The organism is Curtobacterium sp. ME26, from assembly GCF_903970945.1.
Lineage (GTDB): Bacteria > Actinomycetota > Actinomycetes > Actinomycetales > Microbacteriaceae > Curtobacterium > Curtobacterium citri.
In genome coordinates this window covers 20,626-42,730 of the sequence record NZ_CAJCKG010000005.1, presented here as the reverse complement: position 1 = coordinate 42,730, position 22,105 = coordinate 20,626, and the positions used below count along the sequence as shown (strand labels likewise).

24 protein-coding genes, 2 tRNA genes and 1 pseudogene are annotated in these 22,105 nt (G+C 72.1%); 14 read left to right on the top strand and 13 right to left on the bottom strand.

The window, feature by feature from the left end:
* The first annotated feature begins 11 nt into the window (after positions 1-11).
* Both H7A69_RS03160 and H7A69_RS03155 read left to right on the top strand, forming a co-directional pair.
* Positions 12-1,082: a mechanosensitive ion channel family protein gene (locus H7A69_RS03160; protein WP_259346059.1), complete on the top strand. Its 1,071-nt coding sequence runs from the start codon at positions 12-14 to the stop codon at positions 1,080-1,082.
* Positions 1,083-1,114: 32 nt separating this feature from the next.
* On the top strand, positions 1,115-1,525 hold the full coding sequence (locus H7A69_RS03155) for a globin (protein ID WP_411469345.1): 411 nt from the start codon (positions 1,115-1,117) through the stop codon (positions 1,523-1,525).
* Positions 1,526-1,694: 169 nt separating this feature from the next.
* Here H7A69_RS03155 and H7A69_RS17375 read toward each other — a convergent pair whose 3' ends face one another.
* The 3 genes and pseudogenes from H7A69_RS17375 to H7A69_RS03145 all read right to left on the bottom strand — a co-directional run bounded on the left by H7A69_RS17375 (position 1,695) and on the right by H7A69_RS03145 (position 3,334).
* Complete coding sequence (locus tag H7A69_RS17375) at positions 1,695-2,141, bottom strand: NAD-dependent epimerase/dehydratase family protein (RefSeq protein WP_259346058.1); 447 nt, start codon at positions 2,139-2,141, stop codon at positions 1,695-1,697.
* A 191-nt stretch (positions 2,142-2,332) separates the two neighbouring features.
* Positions 2,333-2,536 (bottom strand): annotated as a pseudogene (locus H7A69_RS17370) (NAD(P)H-binding protein); the annotation flags it as partial.
* 96 nt (positions 2,537-2,632) lie between these two features.
* A complete protein-coding gene (locus tag H7A69_RS03145) occupies positions 2,633-3,334 on the bottom strand; it encodes a hypothetical protein (RefSeq protein WP_182045720.1) in 702 nt (233 codons plus the stop codon).
* Between the two features lie 43 nt (positions 3,335-3,377).
* On the opposite strand from H7A69_RS03145, the gene H7A69_RS03140 reads away from it, so the two are divergent.
* Positions 3,378-4,235: an acyl-CoA thioesterase gene (locus H7A69_RS03140; protein WP_182045718.1), complete on the top strand. Its 858-nt coding sequence runs from the start codon at positions 3,378-3,380 to the stop codon at positions 4,233-4,235.
* Between the two features lie 117 nt (positions 4,236-4,352).
* Here H7A69_RS03140 and H7A69_RS03135 read toward each other — a convergent pair whose 3' ends face one another.
* The 5 genes from H7A69_RS03135 to msrA all read right to left on the bottom strand — a co-directional run bounded on the left by H7A69_RS03135 (position 4,353) and on the right by msrA (position 8,076).
* Complete coding sequence (locus H7A69_RS03135; protein ID WP_182045716.1) at positions 4,353-4,835, bottom strand: acyl-CoA thioesterase; 483 nt, start codon at positions 4,833-4,835, stop codon at positions 4,353-4,355.
* A 3-nt stretch (positions 4,836-4,838) separates the two neighbouring features.
* Complete coding sequence (gene ettA / locus H7A69_RS03130) at positions 4,839-6,524, bottom strand: energy-dependent translational throttle protein EttA (RefSeq protein WP_182045714.1); 1,686 nt, start codon at positions 6,522-6,524, stop codon at positions 4,839-4,841.
* 74 nt (positions 6,525-6,598) lie between these two features.
* On the bottom strand, positions 6,599-7,189 hold the full coding sequence (locus tag H7A69_RS03125) for a single-stranded DNA-binding protein (protein ID WP_182045712.1): 591 nt from the start codon (positions 7,187-7,189) through the stop codon (positions 6,599-6,601).
* 119 nt (positions 7,190-7,308) lie between these two features.
* Positions 7,309-7,512 (bottom strand): methyltransferase, encoded by a 204-nt coding sequence (locus H7A69_RS03120; protein ID WP_182045711.1) that lies wholly within the window; start codon positions 7,510-7,512, stop codon positions 7,309-7,311.
* A 36-nt stretch (positions 7,513-7,548) separates the two neighbouring features.
* Complete coding sequence (gene msrA, locus H7A69_RS03115) at positions 7,549-8,076, bottom strand: peptide-methionine (S)-S-oxide reductase MsrA (protein ID WP_182045710.1); 528 nt, start codon at positions 8,074-8,076, stop codon at positions 7,549-7,551.
* A gap of 171 nt (positions 8,077-8,247) precedes the next feature.
* Between msrA and H7A69_RS03110 the strand changes: the two genes are divergently transcribed.
* Both H7A69_RS03110 and H7A69_RS03105 read left to right on the top strand, forming a co-directional pair.
* The gene (locus tag H7A69_RS03110) at positions 8,248-8,514 is read left to right on the top strand and encodes a hypothetical protein (protein WP_182045709.1); all 267 of its coding nucleotides are present in this window, start codon (positions 8,248-8,250) and stop codon (positions 8,512-8,514) included.
* Between the two features lie 106 nt (positions 8,515-8,620).
* Complete coding sequence (locus tag H7A69_RS03105; RefSeq protein ID WP_182045708.1) at positions 8,621-9,769, top strand: hypothetical protein; 1,149 nt, start codon at positions 8,621-8,623, stop codon at positions 9,767-9,769.
* Between the two features lie 98 nt (positions 9,770-9,867).
* Here the strand turns inward: H7A69_RS03105 and H7A69_RS03100 are convergent.
* Positions 9,868-9,940: transfer RNA gene (locus tag H7A69_RS03100), tRNA-Arg, on the bottom strand.
* A 175-nt stretch (positions 9,941-10,115) separates the two neighbouring features.
* On the opposite strand from H7A69_RS03100, the gene H7A69_RS03095 reads away from it, so the two are divergent.
* The 3 genes from H7A69_RS03095 to H7A69_RS03085 are packed head-to-tail and all read left to right on the top strand — an operon-like array spanning position 10,116 to position 13,240.
* Positions 10,116-10,853 (top strand): cytidylyltransferase domain-containing protein, encoded by a 738-nt coding sequence (locus H7A69_RS03095; protein ID WP_182045707.1) that lies wholly within the window; start codon positions 10,116-10,118, stop codon positions 10,851-10,853.
* Positions 10,854-10,893: 40 nt separating this feature from the next.
* Positions 10,894-11,766: an N-acetylneuraminate synthase family protein gene (locus H7A69_RS03090; RefSeq protein ID WP_182045706.1), complete on the top strand. Its 873-nt coding sequence runs from the start codon at positions 10,894-10,896 to the stop codon at positions 11,764-11,766.
* A 31-nt stretch (positions 11,767-11,797) separates the two neighbouring features.
* A complete protein-coding gene (locus H7A69_RS03085; protein ID WP_182045705.1) occupies positions 11,798-13,240 on the top strand; it encodes a DUF6716 putative glycosyltransferase in 1,443 nt (480 codons plus the stop codon).
* A gap of 81 nt (positions 13,241-13,321) precedes the next feature.
* Here H7A69_RS03085 and H7A69_RS03080 read toward each other — a convergent pair whose 3' ends face one another.
* Positions 13,322-13,582 (bottom strand): thioredoxin family protein, encoded by a 261-nt coding sequence (locus tag H7A69_RS03080; RefSeq protein WP_069711563.1) that lies wholly within the window; start codon positions 13,580-13,582, stop codon positions 13,322-13,324.
* A gap of 28 nt (positions 13,583-13,610) precedes the next feature.
* Entirely contained in the window at positions 13,611-13,901 is a 291-nt protein-coding gene (locus H7A69_RS03075; RefSeq protein WP_069711564.1) for a hypothetical protein, read from the bottom strand.
* Between the two features lie 61 nt (positions 13,902-13,962).
* On the opposite strand from H7A69_RS03075, the gene H7A69_RS03070 reads away from it, so the two are divergent.
* The 5 genes from H7A69_RS03070 (at position 13,963) to H7A69_RS03050 (ending at position 17,800) form a co-directional block, all read left to right on the top strand.
* Complete coding sequence (locus H7A69_RS03070; protein WP_182045704.1) at positions 13,963-14,415, top strand: MarR family winged helix-turn-helix transcriptional regulator; 453 nt, start codon at positions 13,963-13,965, stop codon at positions 14,413-14,415.
* Positions 14,412-15,650, top strand: a complete 1,239-nt coding sequence (locus H7A69_RS03065) for an MFS transporter (protein ID WP_182045703.1) — start codon at positions 14,412-14,414, stop codon at positions 15,648-15,650. Before H7A69_RS03070 ends, H7A69_RS03065 begins: the two co-directional genes overlap by 4 nt.
* Before the next feature lie 941 nt (positions 15,651-16,591).
* The gene (gene orn, locus H7A69_RS03060; RefSeq protein WP_182045702.1) at positions 16,592-17,230 is read left to right on the top strand and encodes an oligoribonuclease; all 639 of its coding nucleotides are present in this window, start codon (positions 16,592-16,594) and stop codon (positions 17,228-17,230) included.
* 75 nt (positions 17,231-17,305) lie between these two features.
* Positions 17,306-17,381, top strand: a tRNA-His gene (locus H7A69_RS03055).
* A 74-nt stretch (positions 17,382-17,455) separates the two neighbouring features.
* The gene (locus H7A69_RS03050) at positions 17,456-17,800 is read left to right on the top strand and encodes a metallopeptidase family protein (RefSeq protein ID WP_182045823.1); all 345 of its coding nucleotides are present in this window, start codon (positions 17,456-17,458) and stop codon (positions 17,798-17,800) included.
* 36 nt (positions 17,801-17,836) lie between these two features.
* On the opposite strand, the gene H7A69_RS03045 is transcribed toward H7A69_RS03050, so the two are convergent.
* Positions 17,837-19,165: an acyl-CoA dehydrogenase family protein gene (locus H7A69_RS03045; protein WP_182045701.1), complete on the bottom strand. Its 1,329-nt coding sequence runs from the start codon at positions 19,163-19,165 to the stop codon at positions 17,837-17,839.
* Complete coding sequence (locus H7A69_RS03040; RefSeq protein WP_182045700.1) at positions 19,162-20,589, bottom strand: LLM class flavin-dependent oxidoreductase; 1,428 nt, start codon at positions 20,587-20,589, stop codon at positions 19,162-19,164. Before H7A69_RS03040 ends, H7A69_RS03045 begins: the two co-directional genes overlap by 4 nt.
* 102 nt (positions 20,590-20,691) lie before the next feature.
* Here H7A69_RS03040 and H7A69_RS03035 point away from each other — a divergent pair, with 102 nt between their 5' ends.
* Entirely contained in the window at positions 20,692-22,068 is a 1,377-nt protein-coding gene (locus H7A69_RS03035; RefSeq protein WP_182045699.1) for an MFS transporter, read from the top strand.
* Positions 22,069-22,105 lie beyond the last annotated feature (37 nt).

The following is a 22,105-nucleotide window of genomic DNA, read 5'->3' as shown; positions in this document are numbered from 1 at the left end:
GCATCGTCCGGATGATGAACTCGGCAGCGAACACGACCGACGACGTCTCGAAGTGGGCGTCGAACGCCTTCACCCAGTTCGTGGACACCTGGCAGACCCCGATCACGATCGTCATCACGATCCTCGTGGCGATCATCGTCCGGCTGCTGCTCCGTCGCACGATCAAGCAGGTCGTCGACCGGATCGTGAACGGCGTGAAGAAACGGCAGGGCGCCGACGACACCCAGGCGCTCATCGCCTCGCCGGTGCAGACCGCCCGCGTGGTGCAGCGGACCCGCACGCTCGGCAGCGTGCTCGAGAACCTCGCGACGGTGGTCATCGCCGTGATCGCGCTCGCGATCATCATCTCCACGACGTTCCCGACCGCCGCAGTCGGCATCGTCGGTGGCGCCTCGGTCGTCGCCGCGGGCCTGGCGGTCGGCGCGCAGAGCATCGTGAAGGACCTGCTGTCCGGGGTGTTCATGATCCTCGAGGACCAGGCCGGCGTCGGCGACGTCGTGGACACCGGCCCCGCGACCGGCGTGGTCGAGAACGTCGGTCTGCGCGTGATGCAGATCCGCGACGTCAACGGCATCCTGTGGTTCGTCCCGAACGGTCAGATCCTGCGCGTCGGCAACCTGTCGCAGGGGTGGTCACGAGTGCTCGTCGACATCACGGTGCCCTACGACACCGACATCGACGCCGTGCAGGACGCACTCCTCCGCACGGCGGTCGCGATGTCCCAGGAACCCCGCTGGCGGCAGCGGATCGTCGAGAAGCCCGAGATCTGGGGGCTGCAGTCCATCACTGACGCCGGCATGGTGCTCCGGCTCGTCGTGAAGACCCGCGCGTCCGAACTCGACGTCGTCGGCCGCGAGATGCGCGTCCGCCTGAAGCGCGCCGTCGACGAGCTCGGCGTGACGCTGCCGGCGATGGCGATGATCATGCCCGAGGGGTGGGAGAACGCCACCTCCATCAACGGCCTGCGCACCGTGCGCACCCAGCCGACGCCGGCACCCACCAAGTCCCGCGGGAAGCGTGGGAACCTGTTCGGGCGGGCCATCCGCACCGACGACCAGGAGTCCGGGAAGGACCACCAGTGAGCGACCCCACCACGCCTGTCCCCGGTCAGCCGATCACGCTGCGCGTGGGGCTGGGCGGCGCCGCCGCCACGGGGTCGCTGTACGAGCGGATCGGCGGCGCGCCGACCTTCGACCGGCTCGTCCGACGGTTCTACGAGGGCGTGCAGCAGGACGACGTCATCTGGCCGATGTACCCGGCTGACGACCTCGAGGGTGCGATCTGGCGGCTGTCCGCGTTCCTCCAGCAGTACTGGGGCGGCCCCGGGACCTACAGCGAGGAGCGCGGGCACCCCCGGCTCCGGATGCGCCACAACCCCTTCCGGATCACGTCGGAGGCCCGCGAGCGCTGGCTGCACCACATGCACGACGCCGTCGAGTCGCTCGAGCTGGCTCCGCTGGACGAGGCCGAGCTGTGGGCGTACCTCGACCGTGCGGCGCATGCGATGACGAACACCTTCGACTGACGGTCGCGTCGCGTCGCGACGCGTCTCGGCCCGGTGGTCGCCGTCGTTCCCGGCCGGACGCGACCACAGGCCGGACGGGAGGCACGGGCCGCGCCCGCCACGCGCCTCCCGTCCGGCCGGTGGCTGCGGTGGAGTCCACGACGCGGCCTCCGCCCACCCGCCGTGCGGTCTACCGGACGTACGAACCGTCGGCCAGGTCCTCGAGCAGGGACGGCCGCGACGGTCGCCAGCCGAAGGCCGCGCGTGCATGCGCGCCGGACGCCTCCTGGTGCAGGAGCAGCGCGTCGGCGAAGTCAGTGCCCAGACGCTCCCGGCTGGCATCGACGCTCTCGGCGACGACGGGGGAACCGTGCGCCCCCGCCTCGGCGATCTCGCGCACGGTCGGGTTGGCCCCCCTCGCCGCCACGACGTACCCGTCCTGCTCACCGCGGTGGACGGCCAGGACGTAGAGCTCGGCGAGGTCGTCGACGTGCACGGTCGTCCAGCGCTGCGAACCGTCGCCGACGAGCCGCACCTCGTGCTCCCCGTCACCGACGAACATCGCCGGGATCCCCGCGCCCCGGCCGTGCACGATGCCCGGCGCGACGATCGTGGTGCGGACGTCGCTGGCTCGCACCGTCGCCTCGACGGGAGCACGCCACGCGGTGAGCGCCGGCGGCGAGACGGGTGACTGCTCGGAGATGTCGGTGGAGTCGCCGAACGTGAAGACACCCCGGTGTGGACGAACGGTCCTGCCGAGCCGGAGAACGCCTCGAGCACGGTCGCCGTGAACCCGGGGTCGACCGACTCGGCCGACGCCGTGTGCACGACCGCGTCGGCGTCGTGCACGAGACGACGGACGACGTCCGTGTCCGTCACGTCGCCGACGACCGCGCTGCCGCCGGCGTCGCGGACCGCCTGCGCCTTCTCGTCGGAGCGGACGAGCGCGGTGACCCGGTCGCCGTGGGCGACGAGGGCGCGGAGGACGGAGGAACCGATGTAGCCGGACGCGCCGGTGAGGAAGACCTGCATGCAGTCACCCAACCACGACCGCTCCGGCGCCGGGGTGCGGGCGGACCACCTGTGGACGGAGGGCCGGTACCCACAGGAACCGGTCGTCGACCGGTGTCAGTCGGCGAGGCCCCAGGCGCGCCGCTTGACCAGCACGTGACCGCGGGACGTCGTCAGGCGGCTCCACCGACCGGCCTCGAACAGCCGCACCGGGTCGTGGCCGAGGAAGCCGAGGCTCTCCCCCGCGAACCCGGCGGCGGCCGGCACGTGCTCTATGCCAGGCACCGGGCGACCCCACACCTCGGCACGGATACGACGCACGATCGCCTCCCCGGCGTTGGACGGCACGGCGTCGGCGACCTCGGCGATGCCGTCACGGGCGGCACGACGGAGCAGCTCCGGCGAGATGTCGGGCAGCGGCACCCACCCGCCGCGGGGCGGCGAGATCGCAGCCCAGGTGACGGTGTTGACCTCGTGCGGCAGCTCGACCTCGACCGGTGTGGCGCGGGTCGGGTCCGCGCCGTCAGCACCGGCGGCGTCCTGCTCCTCGGCGAGCACACGGAGGCGTTCCTGCAGCGAGGCGAGCGGCACGACCGCGTCGATCGTGACCGGCTGCGTGAGCGAGAACGTCCGCAGCCCGAGCACCGTCGGCAGCTCGTCGAGCAGGCCGAGCGGGTAGAGGATCGCCGTGTAGACCGCCAGGACACGCGAGTCCGCGATGAGCCGGACCGATCCGTCCTCGATCCGGGCGGCCCGCCCGAGGTAGGTGCGGAGGTCACCGAGCGAAGCGGTGTCGGGAAGCGTGAACGAGGTGCCCATGTCGCCACCGATCCTACCGGCGGCGGGTTCGTAGACTGCGGGTGTGAACGGCGAACCCGACTTCCTCAGCACCCTCCGCCTGCAGGACACCGGCGCGAGCACGGGTGAGACGATCCTGACGGGTGCCAGCCACTGGTCGCCCGGTGGACGGGTCTTCGGCGGCCAGGTGCTCGCGCAGTGCATCGTCGCCGCCCAGCACACCATCGAGGACCGCGACATCCACTCGATGCACGGCTACTTCCTGCGGCCGGGCGACACCGAGCTGCCGATCACCTTCGCCGTCGAGCGGATCCACGACGGTCGCTCGTTCGCCACCCGGCGGGTGCAGGCGTACCAGCGCGGGGTGCCGATCTTCTCGATGATCGCCTCGTTCCAGCGCCCGGACGAGGGCGTCGAGCACCAGGACCCCTTCCCCGTGGACGTCCCCGAGCCGGAGACCCTGCCGTCCGCGGCGTCGATCCTCTCGGCGATCGACCACCCGGTCGCGCAGGCCTGGGCGGCGCGGTCGATCGACCTCCGGCACGTCGAGGGGCCGGTGTTCGTCGACGTGCAGGGCGAGCGGGTGCCGCACCAGGCGGTGTGGTTCCGGGTCGAGGGGGCGCTGCCCGCGGACCCGGCCCTGCACCGTGCCGTGCTCGGGTACGCGAGCGACATGTCGATCCTCGAGCCGATCATGCGGCGGCACGGCGTCGCCTGGGGCACCCCGGGCGTGAAGAGCGCGAGTCTCGACCACGCCATGTGGTGGCACCGGGACGCTCCGGCCGACGAGTGGGTGCTCTACGCGCAGGAGTCACCGAGCGCGCAGGGCGGGAGGGGGCTCGCGTTCGGCCGGATGTTCGCGCGCGACGGACGGCTGCTCGCGTCGGTGGCGCAGGAGGGCATGCTGCGCGTCCCGCGCTGAGCGCCGACACTCGCGGTTCGGAGTGCTTGCGCACAACGGGAAGCAGCCCGCGCCACGCGATCTCGTGGCACGAGCTGCTTCCCGTTGTGTGGCGGCGGCGCGCGCCGGACGCTTCCGCTACGGGCGGGCGAACACCACCGGCGGCTCGGTGTACGGCGCGCACGCGGCACGTTCCGCATCCGTCAGCCGACGCGGGCGCTCCGTGGCCGTGTCGACCATCACCAGGGCCGTGGTCGCCCGGGTGTACAAGACGGTGGGCTCGACGCCCGCGGGTGACCACACCTCGTACGAGACGTCGATGCTCGCGCCACCCGTGCGCCCGATCCACAGCTGCACGTCGAGCGGACGACGCTGGTACGGGATCGAGGCGAGGTACTCGAGCCGCTGGGCCGCGATCACCGTCATGGTGCCCGATCCGGGACGACCGTCGATGATCGGCGCCGCGAGGTCGCCGTCCTCGTCGACGTCGGACGGGTCGTGTCCCCAGAACCCCGCGATGCGCGCCTCCTCGAGGAGGCGCAGCACCGCGGAGTTGTTGACGTGCCCGTACGCGTCGATGTCACTCCACCGCAGGCGGATCGGGACGTGGAGCCTCGCCACGGATCAGTCGCGCGTGAGCTTGCGGTAGGTCGCCCGACCCGGCTTCGCGGCGTCGGCACCGAGACGCTCGACCTTGTTCTCCTCGTACGCCTCGAAGTTGCCCTCGAACCAGTACCAGTTCGGCGTCCCGTCCTCGTTGAGGCCCTCCCACGCGAGGATGTGCGTCGCGATGCGGTCGAGGAACCACCGGTCGTGGGTGATCACCACGGCACAGCCGGGGTACTCGAGCAACGCGTTCTCGAGACTGCCGAGCGTCTCGACGTCCAGGTCGTTCGTCGGCTCGTCGAGGAGCAGGAGGTTGCCGCCCTGCTTCAGGGTCAGCGCGAGGTTCAAACGGTTGCGCTCACCACCGGAGAGGATGCCGGCGCGCTTCTGCTGGTCCGGCCCCTTGAAGCCGAACTGCGACACGTAGGCGCGCGACGGGATCTCCGTCTTGCCGACCTGGATGTAGTCGAGTCCGTCGGACACGACCTCCCACAGGTTCTTGTTCGGGTCGATGCCACCGCGGCTCTGGTCGACGTACGAGATGTCGACGGTCTCGCCGACCTTCAGCGAGCCGCCGTCGAGCGGCTCGAGGCCGACGATCGTCTTGAAGAGCGTCGTCTTGCCGACACCGTTCGGACCGATGACGCCGACGATGCCGTTGCGGGGCAGCGTGAAGGACAGGTCGTCGATGATGACGCGCTCACCGAACGACTTGTGGAGCTTGTCGGCGTCGATGACCTGCGACCCGAGACGCGGGCCGACGGGGATGACGATCTCCTCGAAGTCGAGCTTCCGCGTGCGCTCGGCCTCCGACACCATCTCCTCGTAGCGGGCGAGACGGGCCTTCGACTTCGCCTGGCGACCCTTCTGGTTGCTCCGCACCCAGTCGAGCTCGGACGAGAGACGCTTCGCGAGCTTGGCGTCCTTCTTGCCCTGGACCTCGAGTCGGGCACGCTTCTTCTCGAGGTAGGTCGAGTAGTTGCCCTCGTACGGGTAGAGGCGCCCGCGGTCGACCTCGGCGATCCACTGCGCGACGTGGTCGAGGAAGTACCGGTCGTGGGTCACGGCCAGCACGGCGCCGTGGTACTGCTGCAGGTGCTGCTCGAGCCAGAGGACGGACTCGGCGTCGAGGTGGTTGGTGGGCTCGTCGAGGAGGAGCAGGTCGGGCTTCTGCAGCAGGAGCTTGCAGAGGGCGACGCGACGCTTCTCACCACCGGAGAGGTGGGTGACGAGCTCGTCCCCCGGCGGGCACTGGAGCGCGGCCATGGCCTGCTCGAGCTGCGAGTCGAGGTCCCATGCGTCGGCGGCGTCGATGTCCTCCTGGAGGGTGCCCATCTCGGCCAGGAGGGCGTCGAAGTCGGCGTCCGGCTCGGCCATCAGCGCGGAGATCTCGTTGAAGCGCGTGATCTTCCCGTGGATCTCGCCGACGCCCTCCTGCACGTTCTCGAGGACGGTCTTCGACTCGTCGAGCTCCGGCTCCTGCATGAGGATGCCGACGGTGTAGCCCGGGGTGAGCTTCGCCTCGCCGTTGGACGGCTGGTCGAGACCCGCCATGATCTTCAGGATCGTCGACTTGCCTGCACCGTTCGGCCCGACGACGCCGATCTTGGCGCCGGGGAGGAACGACATCGTGACGTCGTCGAGGATCAGCTTGTCGCCGACCGTCTTGCGGGCGCGGACCATCTGGTAGATGTACTCAGCCATATCGCGGCAAGTCTACTGACACCGCGCCCCGGAGCGCCCCCTCTCTTCGACATCGCCGGATGCGACTCCGGTGCTCACGCCGCGTCACGGCTGGAGAGCGCACGGTCGTCCGGCCCGTCGAGCGGCGACGAGGGCGTGGCGAAGTCCCCGCCCAGCGCGGACGCGGTGTGCCGTGCCGCCTCGGCAGGATCCGGCAGCTCGTCCTCGGCGGTCGCGTCCGCGTCCGGGTCGACCTGCCCGCGGACCTCGCCCGTCCGCGGGTCGACCGACGGGGAGTCGCCGGGAACGGCAGTGGACTCGGTGCTGTGTCGCGGCACCCGGATCCAGTTGCTGATGCCCCAGGCGAGGTCGTGTCCGATGCCCTCGGCATCGATCTCCACGGAGGTCCCGCCGCGACCGTCCCGTTCCCAGGTGCGGATGCGGACCCGCCCCGTGACCACGATGCGGTCGCCCTTCTTCAGCGACTTGTGGACGTTCGCGGCCAGGGAGCGGAATGCGGTGACCGTGAACCAGTTGGTGGTGCCGCTGGTCCAGGACGAGGTGCTGCGGTCCCAGCGACGGGACGGGGACGCCAGGCGCATGCTCGAGATGGCGATGCCGGTGTCGGTGACGAGGTGGCGGGGTTCGGTCGCGACGATGCCGCAGACGGTGATCGTGTCGTTCATGACTCGATCGTCGGCGAGGGCCGGGGCACACCAGCGACCCGGCCCTCGTCCTGTGACCGGTCATCTCGATCACGTCGGCTGTGCAGGAGGAGTCCCCCGCGCCTCCAGACCGACCGTGGTCAGTGCGCGCGGAACTCGGGCCGGTCGGCGAACGGACCCAGCGCCGCGTGGACCGCCTCCTTGGCGGACCCGAGCGACGGGTAGGTGCCGCCTCGTCCGGTCCGACCGTAGAGCTCGACGTGGAACCCGTCCGACGCACGGCGGATGCTCCCGACCGCGCCCGCCGGACCGACGGCCACCCAGGTCCCGGTGTTGTCCATCATCGTTCGACCACCTCCTCGTGGCCCCGGCGCCGCGTCTCAGGACGCCAGGATGTACCGACTGTAGGCCTTGCGGACCTTGTTCACCTTGGGGAGCGCGACCGCCAAGCAGTAGCCCTGGCCCGGGTTCTTGGCGAAGAAGTCCTGGTGGTACTCCTCCGCACGGAAGAACGGCCCGGGCGCCTCGATCGTCGTGACGACGCCGCCGTCCCACATCGTGCCGGCGCGGTCGATCGCCCGACGGAACAGCGCTTCCTGCTCGGCGTCGGCGGGGAACATCGCGGACCGGTACTGCGTGCCCACGTCGGCACCCTGTCGGTTCAGCTGCCGCGGGTCGTGGAGCGTGAAGAAGACGTCGAGGACGACGTCAGCGGGGATGACGGACTCGTCGAAGGTCACTGCGACCGCCTCGGCGTGCCCGGTCGTGCCGGTGCAGACCGCCTCGTAGGACGGGGCGTCCGTGGTGCCGCCGATGTAGCCCGACACCACCTCCTGCACGCCCTGGAGCGTGCGGTACACCGCGTCGAGACACCAGAAGCAGCCACCTGCGAGCACGAACGTCGTCATGCGCAGAACCTACCTCGCCGGGCTCGTGGCGGACCGTGAACGGGGTCGTCGTCCTGCACGGCGTGTGTCCCCCCACGTGTCCTCCACAGCGCTGCACGACGCCCTCGGGAGTGTCGGTGGTCGCCCGTACCGTCGCTGGTACACCACACGACAGACCACAAGGAGGCACCAGTGCAGCTCAGCACCGATCTCGCGTTCCGCTCCCGCCCGACGCCCGTGGCGCGGAGCCGAGGCGACCTCCGCGTCCTCGACGTGCGCGACGACCTCAGCCGGGTCACGCGGGCGAACGGCGAGATCGTCGGGTACGTCGACCGCCTCGACGTCGCCGGCGGCACGGCGTACCGCGCCCGACGGTACGTCGCCACCGAGCGCCGGTTCGTGGAGCTGCCGAACGCGTGGTCCGCGGACGACGCGGTCGACTTCCTCCGCTGGGGCTGAGGCGCACGAGCCCCGACGGCACGGCACGGACGTCCCGCCGGTCGGGATCGGCGGAACGCCGACGGGCCTGCGCTGATCGCGCCCACGCGCTGCGTAGGGTTCGCGCATGGACTGGTGGAACGACCTGACCGACTGGACGGCGTCCGACACGGGATGGCGGGTGCTCTCCGGAGCGATCATCCCCTTCATCGCGATCGTCGTGGCCGGGGTGATCGCCGCCCTGATCGGACGTGCGGCGACGAAGCGCGTCGTCGCACTGCACGACCGGGAGAGCCGGAACGCCGCCGTCGCCGGGATCGTCTCGGTCTCGCGGAAGGCATCGCGGTGGGGCTCGCTCGGACACGAGGAACGCGCGTACACCGACCACCTCGCCGAGGACGCCGACATCCGCCTGCGCATGTTGCCCGTCAGCGGCGCGGCACTCGCAGCCGACTGGGCGCAGCACGAGATCGCCGACATCAAGCGCAACTCGTCGACCTTCACGTCGACGGACCAGTCGCTCGGAGAACTGCGCGACCGTCTGCTCGAGTGGAACGCCCGGCCCAACCGCGCGCGCAAGCTCTTCAAGTCCGACCTCGAGCGCTGGAAGTTCGACTCGCCGGACCCGGACGCCGAGTTGATCGGCCGTCAGCAGGACTGGAACGCGGACCAGCAGCAGAAGCGCGGTGCCGCGGACGCCGACGCGCCGTCCCAGCCCGCCACGCCGACCACGACGGCACTGCGCCCCACGCTGCAGCAGCAGCAACAACAGCCCGTCGTCGCCCCCTCTGCGCCGGCACCGGGGTCGGCTGACCGCGACCAGGACGCCACGACCCCGATCAACGACCTCCGCCCCGCCCCCGACAACCGCACCCGCCCGTACGGCCAGGGCGAGACCGTGCCGCTCGACGGTGCTCCGGTTCGACCGCCGCTCGGCTCCCCCATCGCCCCGGGTCGACCGAGCACCCCTGCTCCCGCCGCGCGGAACGACGTCGGTGGCCACGACGTCGGTGGCCACGACGCGGACGCCCGCGACGTGGACGCGACCGACCAGGACCGGACCCCGTCGTCACCCCGCATCGCCAGTCCCACGGCGGCGGACGCACACGTCAACCGAGCCTCCGGATCCGCGACCGGCCTCGACCGGACGGCAGACCAGGACACCCGCCCGGGCGACGCGGACGAGCCGGCGGCGGAGCGGGACGACGAACCGTCGCCCTACACGCAGCCGATCAGCGCCAGCGAGCTGCGACGCCGAGCCGGCGACGACGACTGAGCACGACCACCACTGCCGGTCCGGCCTCAGGCCGACCGGTGCGAGGCCGACCGGCGCGAGGCCGCCATCCGAGGGGATGGCGGCCTCGTCCGTTCCGGTGCCCCCGGCAGGAATCGAACCCGCGGCACGGTGGGTAGAAACCACCTGCTCTATCCACTGAGCTACGGAGGCCGGCGGCGACGATCCTACCGCCGTCGGTCGCCGAGGGGCCGCACGGAGGACGCGTGCTCGGTCCTCCGGTCGGGAACGCGCAGGGGCGCGACCGGGGACCGCCGTCGCGGAAGGTTCGGCACGCGTCTTCCTGCAGTTCGTCTCAGGGTCACCGCCCCTCCGTACGGTCCCGGTCATGCGCTCCTCCGGATCCGTCGTGGCGATCATCCCGGCACGGGCCGGTAGCAAGGGCATCCCGGGCAAGAACCTCCGCACGGTCGGCGGCCGCTCCCTCGTGCGCCGCGCGGTGGACGCCGCCCGGGCCGCTGAGACGATCGACGCCGTTGTCGTCTCCACCGACGGCGACGCGATCGCGGCTGCGGCAGCAGACGCCGGAGCGACCGTGGTCCGGCGTCCGACGGAGCTCGCCGGCGACGAGGCCTCGTCGGAGTCCGCCCTGCTGCACGCGCTCGACGTCCTCGGGACGGACGGCACCGCACCCGACGTGGTCGTCTTCCTGCAGGCAACCTCGCCGTTCGTGGACCCGGCCGACCTGGACCGTGCGGTCGACCGCGTGCGGTCCGGCGCCGCGGACGTCGTGTTCGCCGCGACCCCGTCGCACGCGTTCCTGTGGCGGGCGGCTCCCGACGGAGGTGCGGTCGCGGTCAACCACGACGCCGCTACCCGCCCGCGTCGGCAGGACCGTGAGCCGGAGTACCGCGAGACGGGCGCCTTCACCGTCTTCCGTGCGGATGCGTTCCGGCAGCACCGGCACCGCTTCCACGGACGGGTCGAGTTCGTGGTCGTCGACCCCGCGCTCGCCGTCGACGTCGACGACCTCGCCGACCTCGCCCACGCCGACGCCCTCGCCGCCCGCGCCCACGCGGACGCCCTCGCCGCCCGCGCCCACGCCAGCACCGTCGCCGCCCACTGACCGAGCACCGCCCACACACCCCGACCGCGAACGGAGCACCATGACCGTCACCATCGGCACGTCGACCATCGGCGCCGACCACCCCGCCTACCTGATCGGCGAGATCGGCCTCAACCACAACGGCGACGTCGACATCGCGAAGCGCCTCGTCGACGTCGCGGCCGACGCCGGCCTGCAGGCGGTCAAGTTCCAGAAGCGCACGCCGGAGATCTCGACGCCGGAGCACATGAAGGCCACCCCGCGAAGCACCCCCTGGGGCGAGATGACCTACCTGGAGTACCGACACCGCGTCGAGTTCGACCGCGAGCAGTACATCGAGATCGGCGACCACGCCACGCTCCGCGGCCTCGACTGGTTCGCGTCGCCGTGGGACGAGCCGAGCGTCGACTTCCTCGAGGACCTGAACGTCGTCGCGTACAAGATCGCCTCGGCGTCGGTGACCGACCTCGGGCTGCTCGCCGCCGTCGCCGCGACGGGCAAGCCGGTGATCCTGTCGACGGGCATGTCCACCCTCGAGCAGATCGACCGCGCCGTCGACACCCTCGGTACCGGCCGACTCGTGCTCATGCACGCCACGTCGACGTACCCGCTGCCCGCCGAGGAGGCCAACCTCCGGATGATCGACACGCTCGCACTCCGCTACGCGGGCGTGCCGGTCGGGTACTCGGGCCACGAGCCCGGGCTCCAGATCTCGCTTGCCGCCGTCGCGCTGGGTGCCGCGGCCGTCGAGCGGCACATCACGCTCGACCGCACCATGTGGGGCTCGGACCACGCCGCCTCGCTCGAGCCGCAGGGGCTCCGGACGCTGGTGCGCGACGTCCGGATCATCGAGACAGCCCTCGGGGACGGCGTCAAGCGCGTGTTCCCCGGCGAGCGCGCGCCGATGGCCAAGCTGCGCCGCGTCGGCGCCTGACCGGGTGGGGTCCACCGAGCACGCGGGTCCGGTGCGCGACGGACGGCGCGAGCCGACGGACGGACGGGAGGCGCGCCTCCCGTCCGGCACCCCGCCCCGCGTCCGTCGCGTGGTCGGCCTGGTCGACACGGACTCGTTCGCGAAGTGGGGCGCGCACCTGCTCGCCGCGGCACCGGCGCACTGGCGGCTCGAGCTCGTGGTCGTCGCGACGCCCCGGTCCGCGAGCCGCGCACAGCTCGGGGCGGCGTTCGGTGGTCTCGACGCACGGCTGGCCCACCTCGCGACCGCGCCGCCGGAACCGATCGAGGGGGACGCGATCGTCCGTGGGCTGCAAGAGGACCCGCCGGACGCCGCGCTCGTCGCGTGCATCGGTCCGGTCGCCGAACTCGTGATCGACGAGGTGTCGCGTCGTGTCCCGCACCGACCGGTCCTCGTCACCGGACTCCCCGGCATCTCCTTCCCGGCCAAGTGGAAGGGCGTGTTCTTCCGAGCGCGCGCCGACCTCTTCGTGCTGCACAGCCACCGCGAGGTCCGCGCGTACCGCGAGCTCGCGCGAGCGGGCGGGATCGAACCGCACTTCGCCCTCGCGACGTTGCCCTTCGCCCGCTCGCGGACGGGGCGGGGCGCGACGGACGCCGTCGACCGCTCGCCGCGCCCGCCGAGCGCCGAGGAACACCCCCGCGACGCCGTCGTGTTCGCGGCGCAGCCGAGCGTGCCCGCCGACGAGCACGACCGGCGCCGCATCGTCGACCGGCTCGTCGAGACCGCACGGCGGCACCCGGAGTGGCGCGTCGTCGTGAAGGTCCGCGCGGCGGCGGGCGAGCACCAGACGCACCGCGAGCAGTACCCCTACCCCGACCTCCTGCCGGCGGACGCTCCGCCGAACCTCGTGGTCGCCGGCGGATCCATGGCGCAGCACCTCGACCGGGCGGTGGCGCTCGTGACGGTGAGCTCGACCGCCGTGCTCGAGGCCGTGGCGCGGGGTGTGCCGGCACTCACCCTGACCGACTTCGGGATCGCCCGCTCGCTCATCAACGAGGTCTTCGTGGACAGCGGCCTCGAGGGCGACACCACCGACCTCGTCGAGGGACGCTTCGGCACCGTCCGCCCGGAGTGGATGCACGACAACCACTTCCACCCGGCGGCCGACGACGACTGGGCCGAACGGACGGAGGCGCTCATGCGGCTCCGCGACGCGGGAGCACTGGTCGACCGGCCGGCTGCGCGACGGAGCCGCGGCGGGACGCTCCGCCGCGCGTGGGAGCGGAAGAACGCCCTCGGGTCGGCGGACCGCTCGGTGCTCGGGGCGCTCGCGCTCGGGCTCGGCACGCCGGTCCGGACGGCCAAGCGGATCGTGCGGCGGCTCCGGCGGATCGTGCGCCCTGTCCCGACGACGGCCGAGCAGGTCGGTGCTCCGCGGTCGCAGCGGGACGGCGAGCCGGTGGCCGGCGTCGGGGCGCGACCACGGGGCTGAGCCGGCCGCCCGCGGATCGGACGCGCGTGACGGAGGTGGGGCGCGCCTCCCGGCCGGACGCCGTCAGCGGCAGCGTCGGTGTCAGAGCGCCTTGGCGACCGCCAGCAGCAGCTGGTCCCGCGAGGGGACGCCGGGCGAACGGAAGACCTCGGTCCCGTCGTCCCGCCGCACGATGATCGTGGGGGTCGAACGGAGGCCGAGGTCCTCTGCGGTGTCGGGGTGTGCCGCCACGTCGCGCTCGGTGACCCGCAGCCCCGGGACGAGCGCCGCCACGTCACCGGTCACGCGGCGGGCGGCCGCGCACGGGGCGCAGAAGGCGGAGGTCCAGAGATCGAGTCGCACGGCTCGTGCAACGCGGGCGGCGTCGGGTCTACTCCCGGTCGAACCCGCCGCTGCGGTCGCCGCGGTCCTGCAGGTCGTCGACCGGGTCGGAGTCGGCGGCGTCGTACTCGTACTCGACCGAGGTCTGGTCGAGCACCTGGCGGGACTTGGTGGCCTTGTAGGTGAAGGCCGTCTGGAGGCCCTCGACGTCCGCGTACACCGTGACCTCGTCGTCGACCGCGTCGCCGGTGGCGGTGCGGGTGTCGGTCGTGCCGTCGAAGGGACCGCCGTGGAAGATCGCGGTGTACTCGTCGCCCTCGGAGATGGTGATGTCGCTCATGCTTCCCTTCTACCAGGACGCCCCTGTTGACGGATGCATAGCCTTGCTATACAGTTCCGGAGTGGAATCAACAAGGGCACAGACGGTGGAGACGCTCCTCGTCTCCGTCAACCGGCTGATCCGCGCCGCCGCACGAGCCACCGGCAACCCGACCTCGGCCGCCGTGTGGCGGACCCTCGGGATCCTCGAGACCGAGCAGCCGCTCCGCCTCGGCGAGCTCGCCGCCGCCTCGCGCGTTGCGCAGCCCACCATGACCAAGCTCGTCGCCGGCATGCTCGCCGACGGCCTGGTCTCGCGCAGCGTCGACCCGGACGACTCCCGCGGCCAGCTCATCGAGCTCACCGACACCGGGCGCGACCGGCTCCACACCTGGCGCGCCACCATCACCGAGACGGTCGGGCCGGTCTTCGCCGACCTCGGCGACGACGAGTGGGACGTGCTGCACCGCGCGGCCGCCATCGTCGCCGCACGCACGCCCGCCACGACCACCACCAGAACGGAGATCCCCGCGTGAACGCCCACGCACCCGCTGCATCCGGCAGCATCCTCAAGCAGTCGTCCGCGGTGTGGGCGATCGCCTTCGCCTGCGTCGTCGCCTTCATGGGCATCGGCCTCGTCGACCCGATCCTGCCCGCGATCGCGTCCTCGTTGCACGCGACCGCTGCGCAGACCGAGCTGCTCTTCACGAGCTACCTCGCGGTCACGGGCGTCGCCATGTTCTTCACCAGCTGGGTGTCGAGCCGCATCGGCGCGAAGAACACGCTGCTCATCGGGCTCGCACTCATCGTCGTCTTCTCGGTGCTCGCCGCCACCTCCGGCAGCGTCTGGAACATCATCGGCTTCCGCGCCGGCTGGGGCCTCGGCAACGCGCTCTTCATCTCCACCGCGCTCGCGACGATCGTGGGTGCGGCCTCGGGCGGCACCGCGTCGGCGATCATCCTCTACGAGGCGGCCCTCGGCCTCGGCATCGCCGTCGGCCCGCTCGTCGGCGGGCTGCTCGGCTCGGTGAGCTGGCGCGGCCCGTTCTTCGGCGTCACCACCCTCATGGCGATCGCGTTCATCGCGGTCGTGGTGCTCCTGAAGTCGTCCGGGCTCGAGAAGCCGACGCCCACGAAGCTCTCGGCGCCGTTCCGGGCGCTCGGACAGCCGGCGCTCGCGGCCCTCGCCGTCACCGCGCTCTTCTACAACATCGGCTTCTTCGTGCTGCTCGCCTACACGCCGTTCCCGCTCGAGTTCGGGGCGCTCGGCATCGGCTTCACCTTCTTCGGCTGGGGCGTCGGACTCGCGATCACCTCGGTGTGGGTCGCGCCGGCCCTGACCGCCCGGATGCGCCGGACGACCGTGCTGAAGATCGCCCTGCCGCTGCTCGCCCTCGACCTGTTCGCCGCCGCGGTCGTCGTGACGTCGCAGGTCGGACTGATCGTCTGCGTGGTCATCGGCGGACTCGTGCTCGGTGTCCTCAACACCGTGCTCACCGAGTGCGTCATGGAGGCGACGGACCTCCCCCGCTCCGTGGCGTCGAGCGCGTACTCGGCCGTGCGGTTCATCGGCGGTGCGATCGCCCCGCCCGTGGCGACCCTGCTGGCGGACGCGTACTCCCCCTCGGCGGCGTACGTCTTCGCCGGGGTGTCGGTGGCCGTGGCGTTCGTGGTCGTGGTCGTGACGACGCGGGTGCTCCGACGTGTGGACGACGGGGCGGAGCCCGAGCGGGTCGAGGCCGAGGCGATCTCGGCGGGCGAGATGGTCTGAGGCGGGGCGGGCGCGCGCTCGCGCGTGCGGGGGACGTGGGCTGGCTCCGTGGGCTGGCGGTGTGGGCGGCGTGGGCGGAGACGCTGCTGGGTGAGCTGCGGCCTTCCGCGAACGGGCGGAACCGGTGGTCGGACCGAAGGTCCGGCGGTCGGTTCCGCCCGTTCGTCGTTCGGGGGCGCCCCATGGAGGCGGCGCGCTCGTGCGCTCGGGGCGAGGGGCTCGGGCCCCGAGCCGTCGGGGCGCGAGCGGGCGGAAGCTGCTGGTCGCGGTCGCGACGCGCACTGTTCCCGCCCGCTCGCGAGGTCGAGGTGACCGGCTGGCGGGGGCGGGACGACGGGGAGGGTGGGGCGAGCCTCCCGACAGGGTCCGCGACTGCCCGTTCCGGTCGTCGGTGGCCGTCTCGTCCGCGCGCGTGGTCGCGAGGTGTGTGCGGCTGACCCGCGGGACGCGAGCGGGCGGGAACGGCGACTCTCGGTCGTGACGCGCGCCGCTTCCGCCCGCTCGCGTCCTGGGCGGGGCCCGGGTGTGCCGACGGCCACCGCCGGGGGGCCGCTACCCTCCTGCGAGCGGGCGGATGCGGTGTGCGAGCGGCTCCGGCAGCGCAAGTTGCGCCCGCTCGCGGGTTCCGCCCGGTCGGACGGGAGGTACGGGTCACCCATCGGGACCGCCTGCTGCACGAGCGGGCGGATCGTGCGGCCGAGGGGGCTGGGTCGAGCACGTTGCGCCCGCTCGCGGGTTCCGGGCGGACGGTCGGACGGGAGGCACGGGTCATCCACCGGGACCGCCCGCTGCACGAGCAGGCAGATCCCGCCGCCTGGCCGGCCCGGGCGAGCGGGTTCCGCCCGCTCGCGGGACCCGCGTGCACGCCGGCAGCGGCGCACCCTCCACAGCACGGCAGTCCGGCACCGGGAGCGTCACCGGCGCGGAATAGGATCGAGGGCATGGCAACTGCGAACGACCGCCTCGTCTGGATCGACTGCGAGATGACCGGCCTCGACGTCGAGGTCGACCAACTCGTCGAGGTGGCCGTCGTCATCACCGACTTCGACCTGGTCCCCGTGCACGCCGGCTTCGACATCGTCATCAAGCCCGACCAGTCGGCGCTCGACAACATGAACGAGTTCGTGACGAACATGCACACGACCTCGGGGCTCATCGAGGAGATCCCGGACGGGGTCTCCCTCGCCGACGCCGAGTACCAGGTGCTCGAGTACATCCTCCAGCACGTCCCTGCCGAAGGCAGCGCACCCCTGGCTGGCAACACGATCGGCACCGACCGGGCGTTCCTGGCGAAGTACATGCCGCGCGTCGACGGGCACCTGCACTACCGCAGCGTGGACGTGTCGAGCATCAAGGAGCTGTGCCGCCGCTGGTTCCCGCGCGTGTACTTCAACGCGCCGGAGAAGCACGGCGGGCACCGTGCCCTCGCGGACATCCTCGAGTCGATCCGCGAGCTCGAGTACTACCGCCGTGCCGGCTTCGTCGCGGAGCCCGGGCCGACCACCGAGGACGTGCGCGCCGTCGCCGCCGAGGTCGTCGAGCGGTGGGAACCGCGACTCGCCCAGCCCGCGACCGAGTGACGACACGCCTGTTCTGCGGGACCTCCGGCGTGTACTACTATTGAGTGGTCGCGCCGGTCCGCCGGTTCGAACATGGTGGATATAGCTCAGTTGGTAGAGCGCCTGGTTGTGGTCTAGGAGGTCGCGGGTTCGAGACCCGTTATTCACCCCAGTACGTGAAGGCCCCGTCCGTTCGGACGGGGCCTTCGTCGTCCTCCGATCCCGGTGTGCCACGATCGGATCGTGATGGAGATGTCTGCCGACGCGTTCGAGCAGCTCGTGACCGACGAGCTCGACCGGCTGCCCGACGAGATGGTCGACGGGCTCGACAACGTCGTGTTCGTCGTCGAGGACGAACCCGAGGACGGCTCCGACCTGTTCGGCATCTACGACGGGGTCGCGGCGACCGAACGCGGGCAGTACGGCTTCGGCGAGCTGCCGGACCGGATCGTCGTGTTCCGCAAGCAGCACCTCGCGGAGTGCGACACCCTGGACGAGCTGCGGGACGAGGTGCACACCACCCTCGTCCACGAGATCGGGCACTACTACGGCATCGACGACGAGCGCCTGCACGAGCTCGGCTGGGCGTAGGGCGGACAGGACAGGGCTCGGCGCCGCGACGAGCGCTCAGAACCGCGTCGGCCCCACCTCGTGGTACCGCTCCCACGCGTCCACCGGCCCCCGCCCGTGCAGCACGTACTCCCCCACGAGCCGCTCCTTGTAGACGGCCGGGTTGTGCGACGCCACCACCCGGGCGTTCCGCCAGTGCCGGTCGAGCGCCCGTGTCCGGTCCGCCGCCGAGGCCCCACCGACCTCGAACAACTCCGACGCCGACCGCAGCACGCGCGGCCCGATCTCGACCTGCGCCTGGTACACGGCGTTCTCGGCAGCGTCGAGCAGCGCGTGGTCGACGCCGACCCCGGGCTCGTTCGTCGCCACCACCTCGTCGAGCAGCCCCGCCGCCGCCGCGACGAGCGACCGCGCCGTGAAGGCTCCCGCCGACAGCCGTCCGAGGACCGCCAGCACCTGCGGGTCGTCACCCGGGGTCGCCGCGTTCGCGTGGATGTACGTGCGGGTGCGCGGCCGGACGAACGCCACGGCGTCGTCGACGACCGCCTGCCCGATCCCGGCGAGGACCGCCAGCAGGTACAGCTGGTAGAAGGCCTGGATGTGCGACAGCGGGGCGTCCCGGTACGCCGAGACCACCGTCGGGTCGACCGCGACGCCGTCGAAGACCGTCGTCCCCGAGGCGGTGAGCCGCTGCCCGAACCCGTCCCAGTCGTCGATGCCGGTCACGCCCGGCGTGTCCGTGGGCACCGCGAAGGTCACGCGCTCGCCGTCGCGGTCCGCCGCCAGGTAGATCCAGTCGGCGTAGAGGGTGCCCGTCGAGTAGAACTTCCGCCCGTGGAGCCGCCACGTGCCCGAGTCGTCGGGGGCGACGGTCGTCGAGATGTCCGCGAGCGTCGTGCCGGTCCGCTCCGAGGTCGCGTTCCCCACGATCGCCCCGTCGACGATCCGCTGCAGCCACTCGTCACGGGCGGGCGAATCCGGTCGCAGGAGCACGAGCTCGGTGTACCCGAAGTGCCCCCGCCACAGGTGCGCGATGTTCGAGTCCGCCGCGGCGAGGTCCGCCACGAGGTGCACCAGCTCGACGAGCGTCACACCGAACCCACCGCGGTCCTCGGGGACGCGCAACCGCCCGAAGCCCGCCTCAGCCAGCGCCCGCACCTCGGTGTGCGGCAGCTCGCGCTCGCCCGGTGTGCCCGACGCGAGTTCGCGGTCGACGGCACCCGCCCGGATCCGCTCGACGATCGGCGCGAACCGCTCCCGCAGGGACGTCAGGCGATCGGACTGGGCCCCCGCCGCCGGTACCGGATCGACGCGCCAGCGGCGATCCGGCCGTGTCGGTGGGGAGAGGCGCGGCCCGCCACCGGCGGTCGTCGTCGCGTCCGTCATGCGGTCACCCCCACGGCGTCGCGCGCCTCGTCCGCGCCGGTGCCGTTCGCACCGCCGGAGAACGCGCCCCGCCAGCGCCGGGCCGGGTGCGAGTCGGTCAGCTGCGGGTGCCCGAAGAGCTTCTCGCGGAGGGTGCCCTCCCGGTACTCGGACTGCATGAGCCCCCGCTCCTGCAGGGTCGGCGCGATGTCGTCGACGAACTCCTCGTACGACCCGGGCAGCGTCCAGTTGATGACGTTCACCCCGTCGACCCCGACCCGTTGCCACGCAGCGAGCTCGTCGGCGATCTGCTCGGGCGTCCCGACCACCCGGGCGCGGAGCTTCGCGGACAGCCGGGCAAGGTCGGCGATGGTCGGCTCACGGTCGCCGGCGGCCTCGCGGAGCCACTGCAGGTGCGACTGCCCGGCCTGCGTGCGGACCTCGGACAGGGGCGTCGCCGGGTCGAGCGGTTCGCCGGTGTCCGGGTCGAAGCCGAGGTTCGAGTGCACGAGGAAGCCGTCGGCCGCGAGGTACTCGTCGATCTCCGCCTCCTTCGCCTTCGCCTCGGCCTCGGTGGAGCCGGTGACGAAGGTCAGGCCGAGGAAGAACGCGAGGTCGTCGCGGCGTCTTCCGGCCGCGACGGCGAGGTCGCGGGTCTCGCGGATCAGCTGTTCGGTGGCATCGCGGTTCGAGGTGAGGATGAACTGCGCCTCGGCGTTCCGCGCGGCGAAGGCCCGCCCGGCCGGCGACGACCCCGCCTGGAACAGCACGGGTGTCCGCTGGGGCGAGGGCGCGGACAGGTGCGGCCCCTGCACGTCGTAGCGCTTCCCGTGGTGGTCGATGCGGTGCACCTTCTCCGGGTCGGCGTACCCGCGCACCGGGTCCTTGAGCACGGCGCCGTCCTCCCACGAGCCCTCCCACAGCTTGGCGCAGACCTCGAGGTACTCCTCGGCCCAGGCGTAGCGCTCGTCGTGCTCCTCGAGCCGGTCGGCGCCGAAGTTCCGGGCCGCGCTGTCGAGGGCGCTCGTGACGACGTTCCAGCCGATGCGGCCGCGGGTGATGTGGTCGAGCGTCGAGACCTTGCGGGCGAAGTCGAACGGGTGCGCCTGGATGACGCTCGACGTGAACGCGAGCCCGAGGTGCTCCGTGGACACGGCGAGCGCGGAGAGCAGCACCGACGGGTCGTTCGAGGGGATCTGCAGCCCCTCGCGGAGGTTCGTCGCGTAGTCGCCGCGCGCAGGGCCGTACGTGCCGACGACGTCCGCGAAGAACATCGCGTCGAACTTCCCGCGCTCGAGCGTCCTCGCGAGGTCGGTCCACAGCGTCACGTCGTCGAAGTCGGCCTGACGGGCGTCCGGGTGTCGCCACAGGCCGTGCTGGATGTGCGACGTCGTGTTCATGACGAAGGCCGCGAAGCGCAGCGGACGGGTCGGTGCATCGCTCATGCGTCCCATGGTGTCCGGGAGCAGCCGGTCGGAGACAGTGACGTGACCTCGCGTTACGGGCGGTCTTCCGACGCGGCCGGGCGGCGACCATGCTCCTGAGGCATGCCGACCCAGACGACCGCAGCCGCGCCTCCCGTCCGTCCCACCGCACCGTCCACCAACGCGACCCGGCGTCGCGTCGCCCTCGCGTCGTTCGTCGGGACGACCGTCGAGTACTACGACTTCTACCTCTACGCGACGGCCTCCGCGCTCGTGTTCGCGCCGACGTTCTTCCCGTCCGTCACGCCCGCGGTCGGGGTGATCGCGTCGTTCGCGACGTACGGTGTCGGCTTCGTCGCGCGGCCGCTCGGTGGCATCGTCGCGGGGCACCTCGGCGACCGGATCGGCCGCAAGAAGCTGCTCGTCGCGTCGCTGGTGCTGATGGGCATCGCGTCGACGCTCATCGGGGTGATCCCGTCCGCGGCGACGATCGGCGTCGGCGCGGTCGTCGCGCTCGTGGTGCTGCGACTGCTGCAGGGCATCGCGGCCGGCGCGGAGTGGGGCGGGTCGGCGCTGCTGTCGGTCGAGCACGCTCCGGAGCGCCACCGCGGGCTGTTCGGGGCGTTCACGCAGATGGGCTCGGCGGGCGGGATGCTCCTGGCGACCGGGGTCTTCACACTCGTGCGGACGCTGCTCGGCAACGAGGCGTTCCTGGCCTGGGGCTGGCGGCTGCCGTTCCTGTTCTCGGCCGTGATCGTGGCGGTCGGCCTCGTCATCCGGCTCGGGGTGCAGGACGCGCCGGTGTTCCAGGAGCTGCGCGCATCGGGGCAGGTCGAGCGGTTCCCGGTGTGGCAGGCGATCCGACGGCACCCGCGGGCGATCCTCGTCACCGCGGGGCTGCGGCTGGTGCAACCGGCGCTCTACTCGATCCTCACGACCTACTCGCTCACGTACCTGCTCGCGAAGCGCGGCGAGGAGGGGTCGGCGGCGGGGCTGCAGGCCGTGCTCGTCGTCTCGGCGGTGTCGCTCGTGTCGACGCCGTTCTGGGGCTGGCTGTCCGACCGGGTCGGGCGGCGGGTGCTGGCGATCTCGTCGGCGGTCGGGATCGGTGTGCTCGTCTGGCCGTTCTTCGCGTTCCTCGACGCCGGGCCCCTCGTGCTGCTGCCGCTCGTCGCGCTGGTCGGGATGTGCGTCTTCCACGACAGCATCTACGGTCCGCAGGCCGCGTGGTTCGCCGAGCAGTTCCCGACCGGTCGTCGCTACTCGGGGATGAGCCTCGGGTACCAGATCGGGTCGATCTTCTCGGTCGGGCTGACGCCGTTGCTCGCGGCCGTGTTCGTCGAGGTGGGCGGGGGCTCGCCGTGGATCCTCTGCGCCTACGTCGGGGTGTACGCGGTGCTCTCGATCGTGGCCGCCGTCGCCGCGGTGGACCCGGTGGCGGCCGCGCGGCGGGCCGAGCGGGGGGCGCAGCGGTTGAGCGTTGCCCGAGGCTCGCGCTGACGGACGTTCCTCGGGCTCGTGACCACGAGGGATGTCC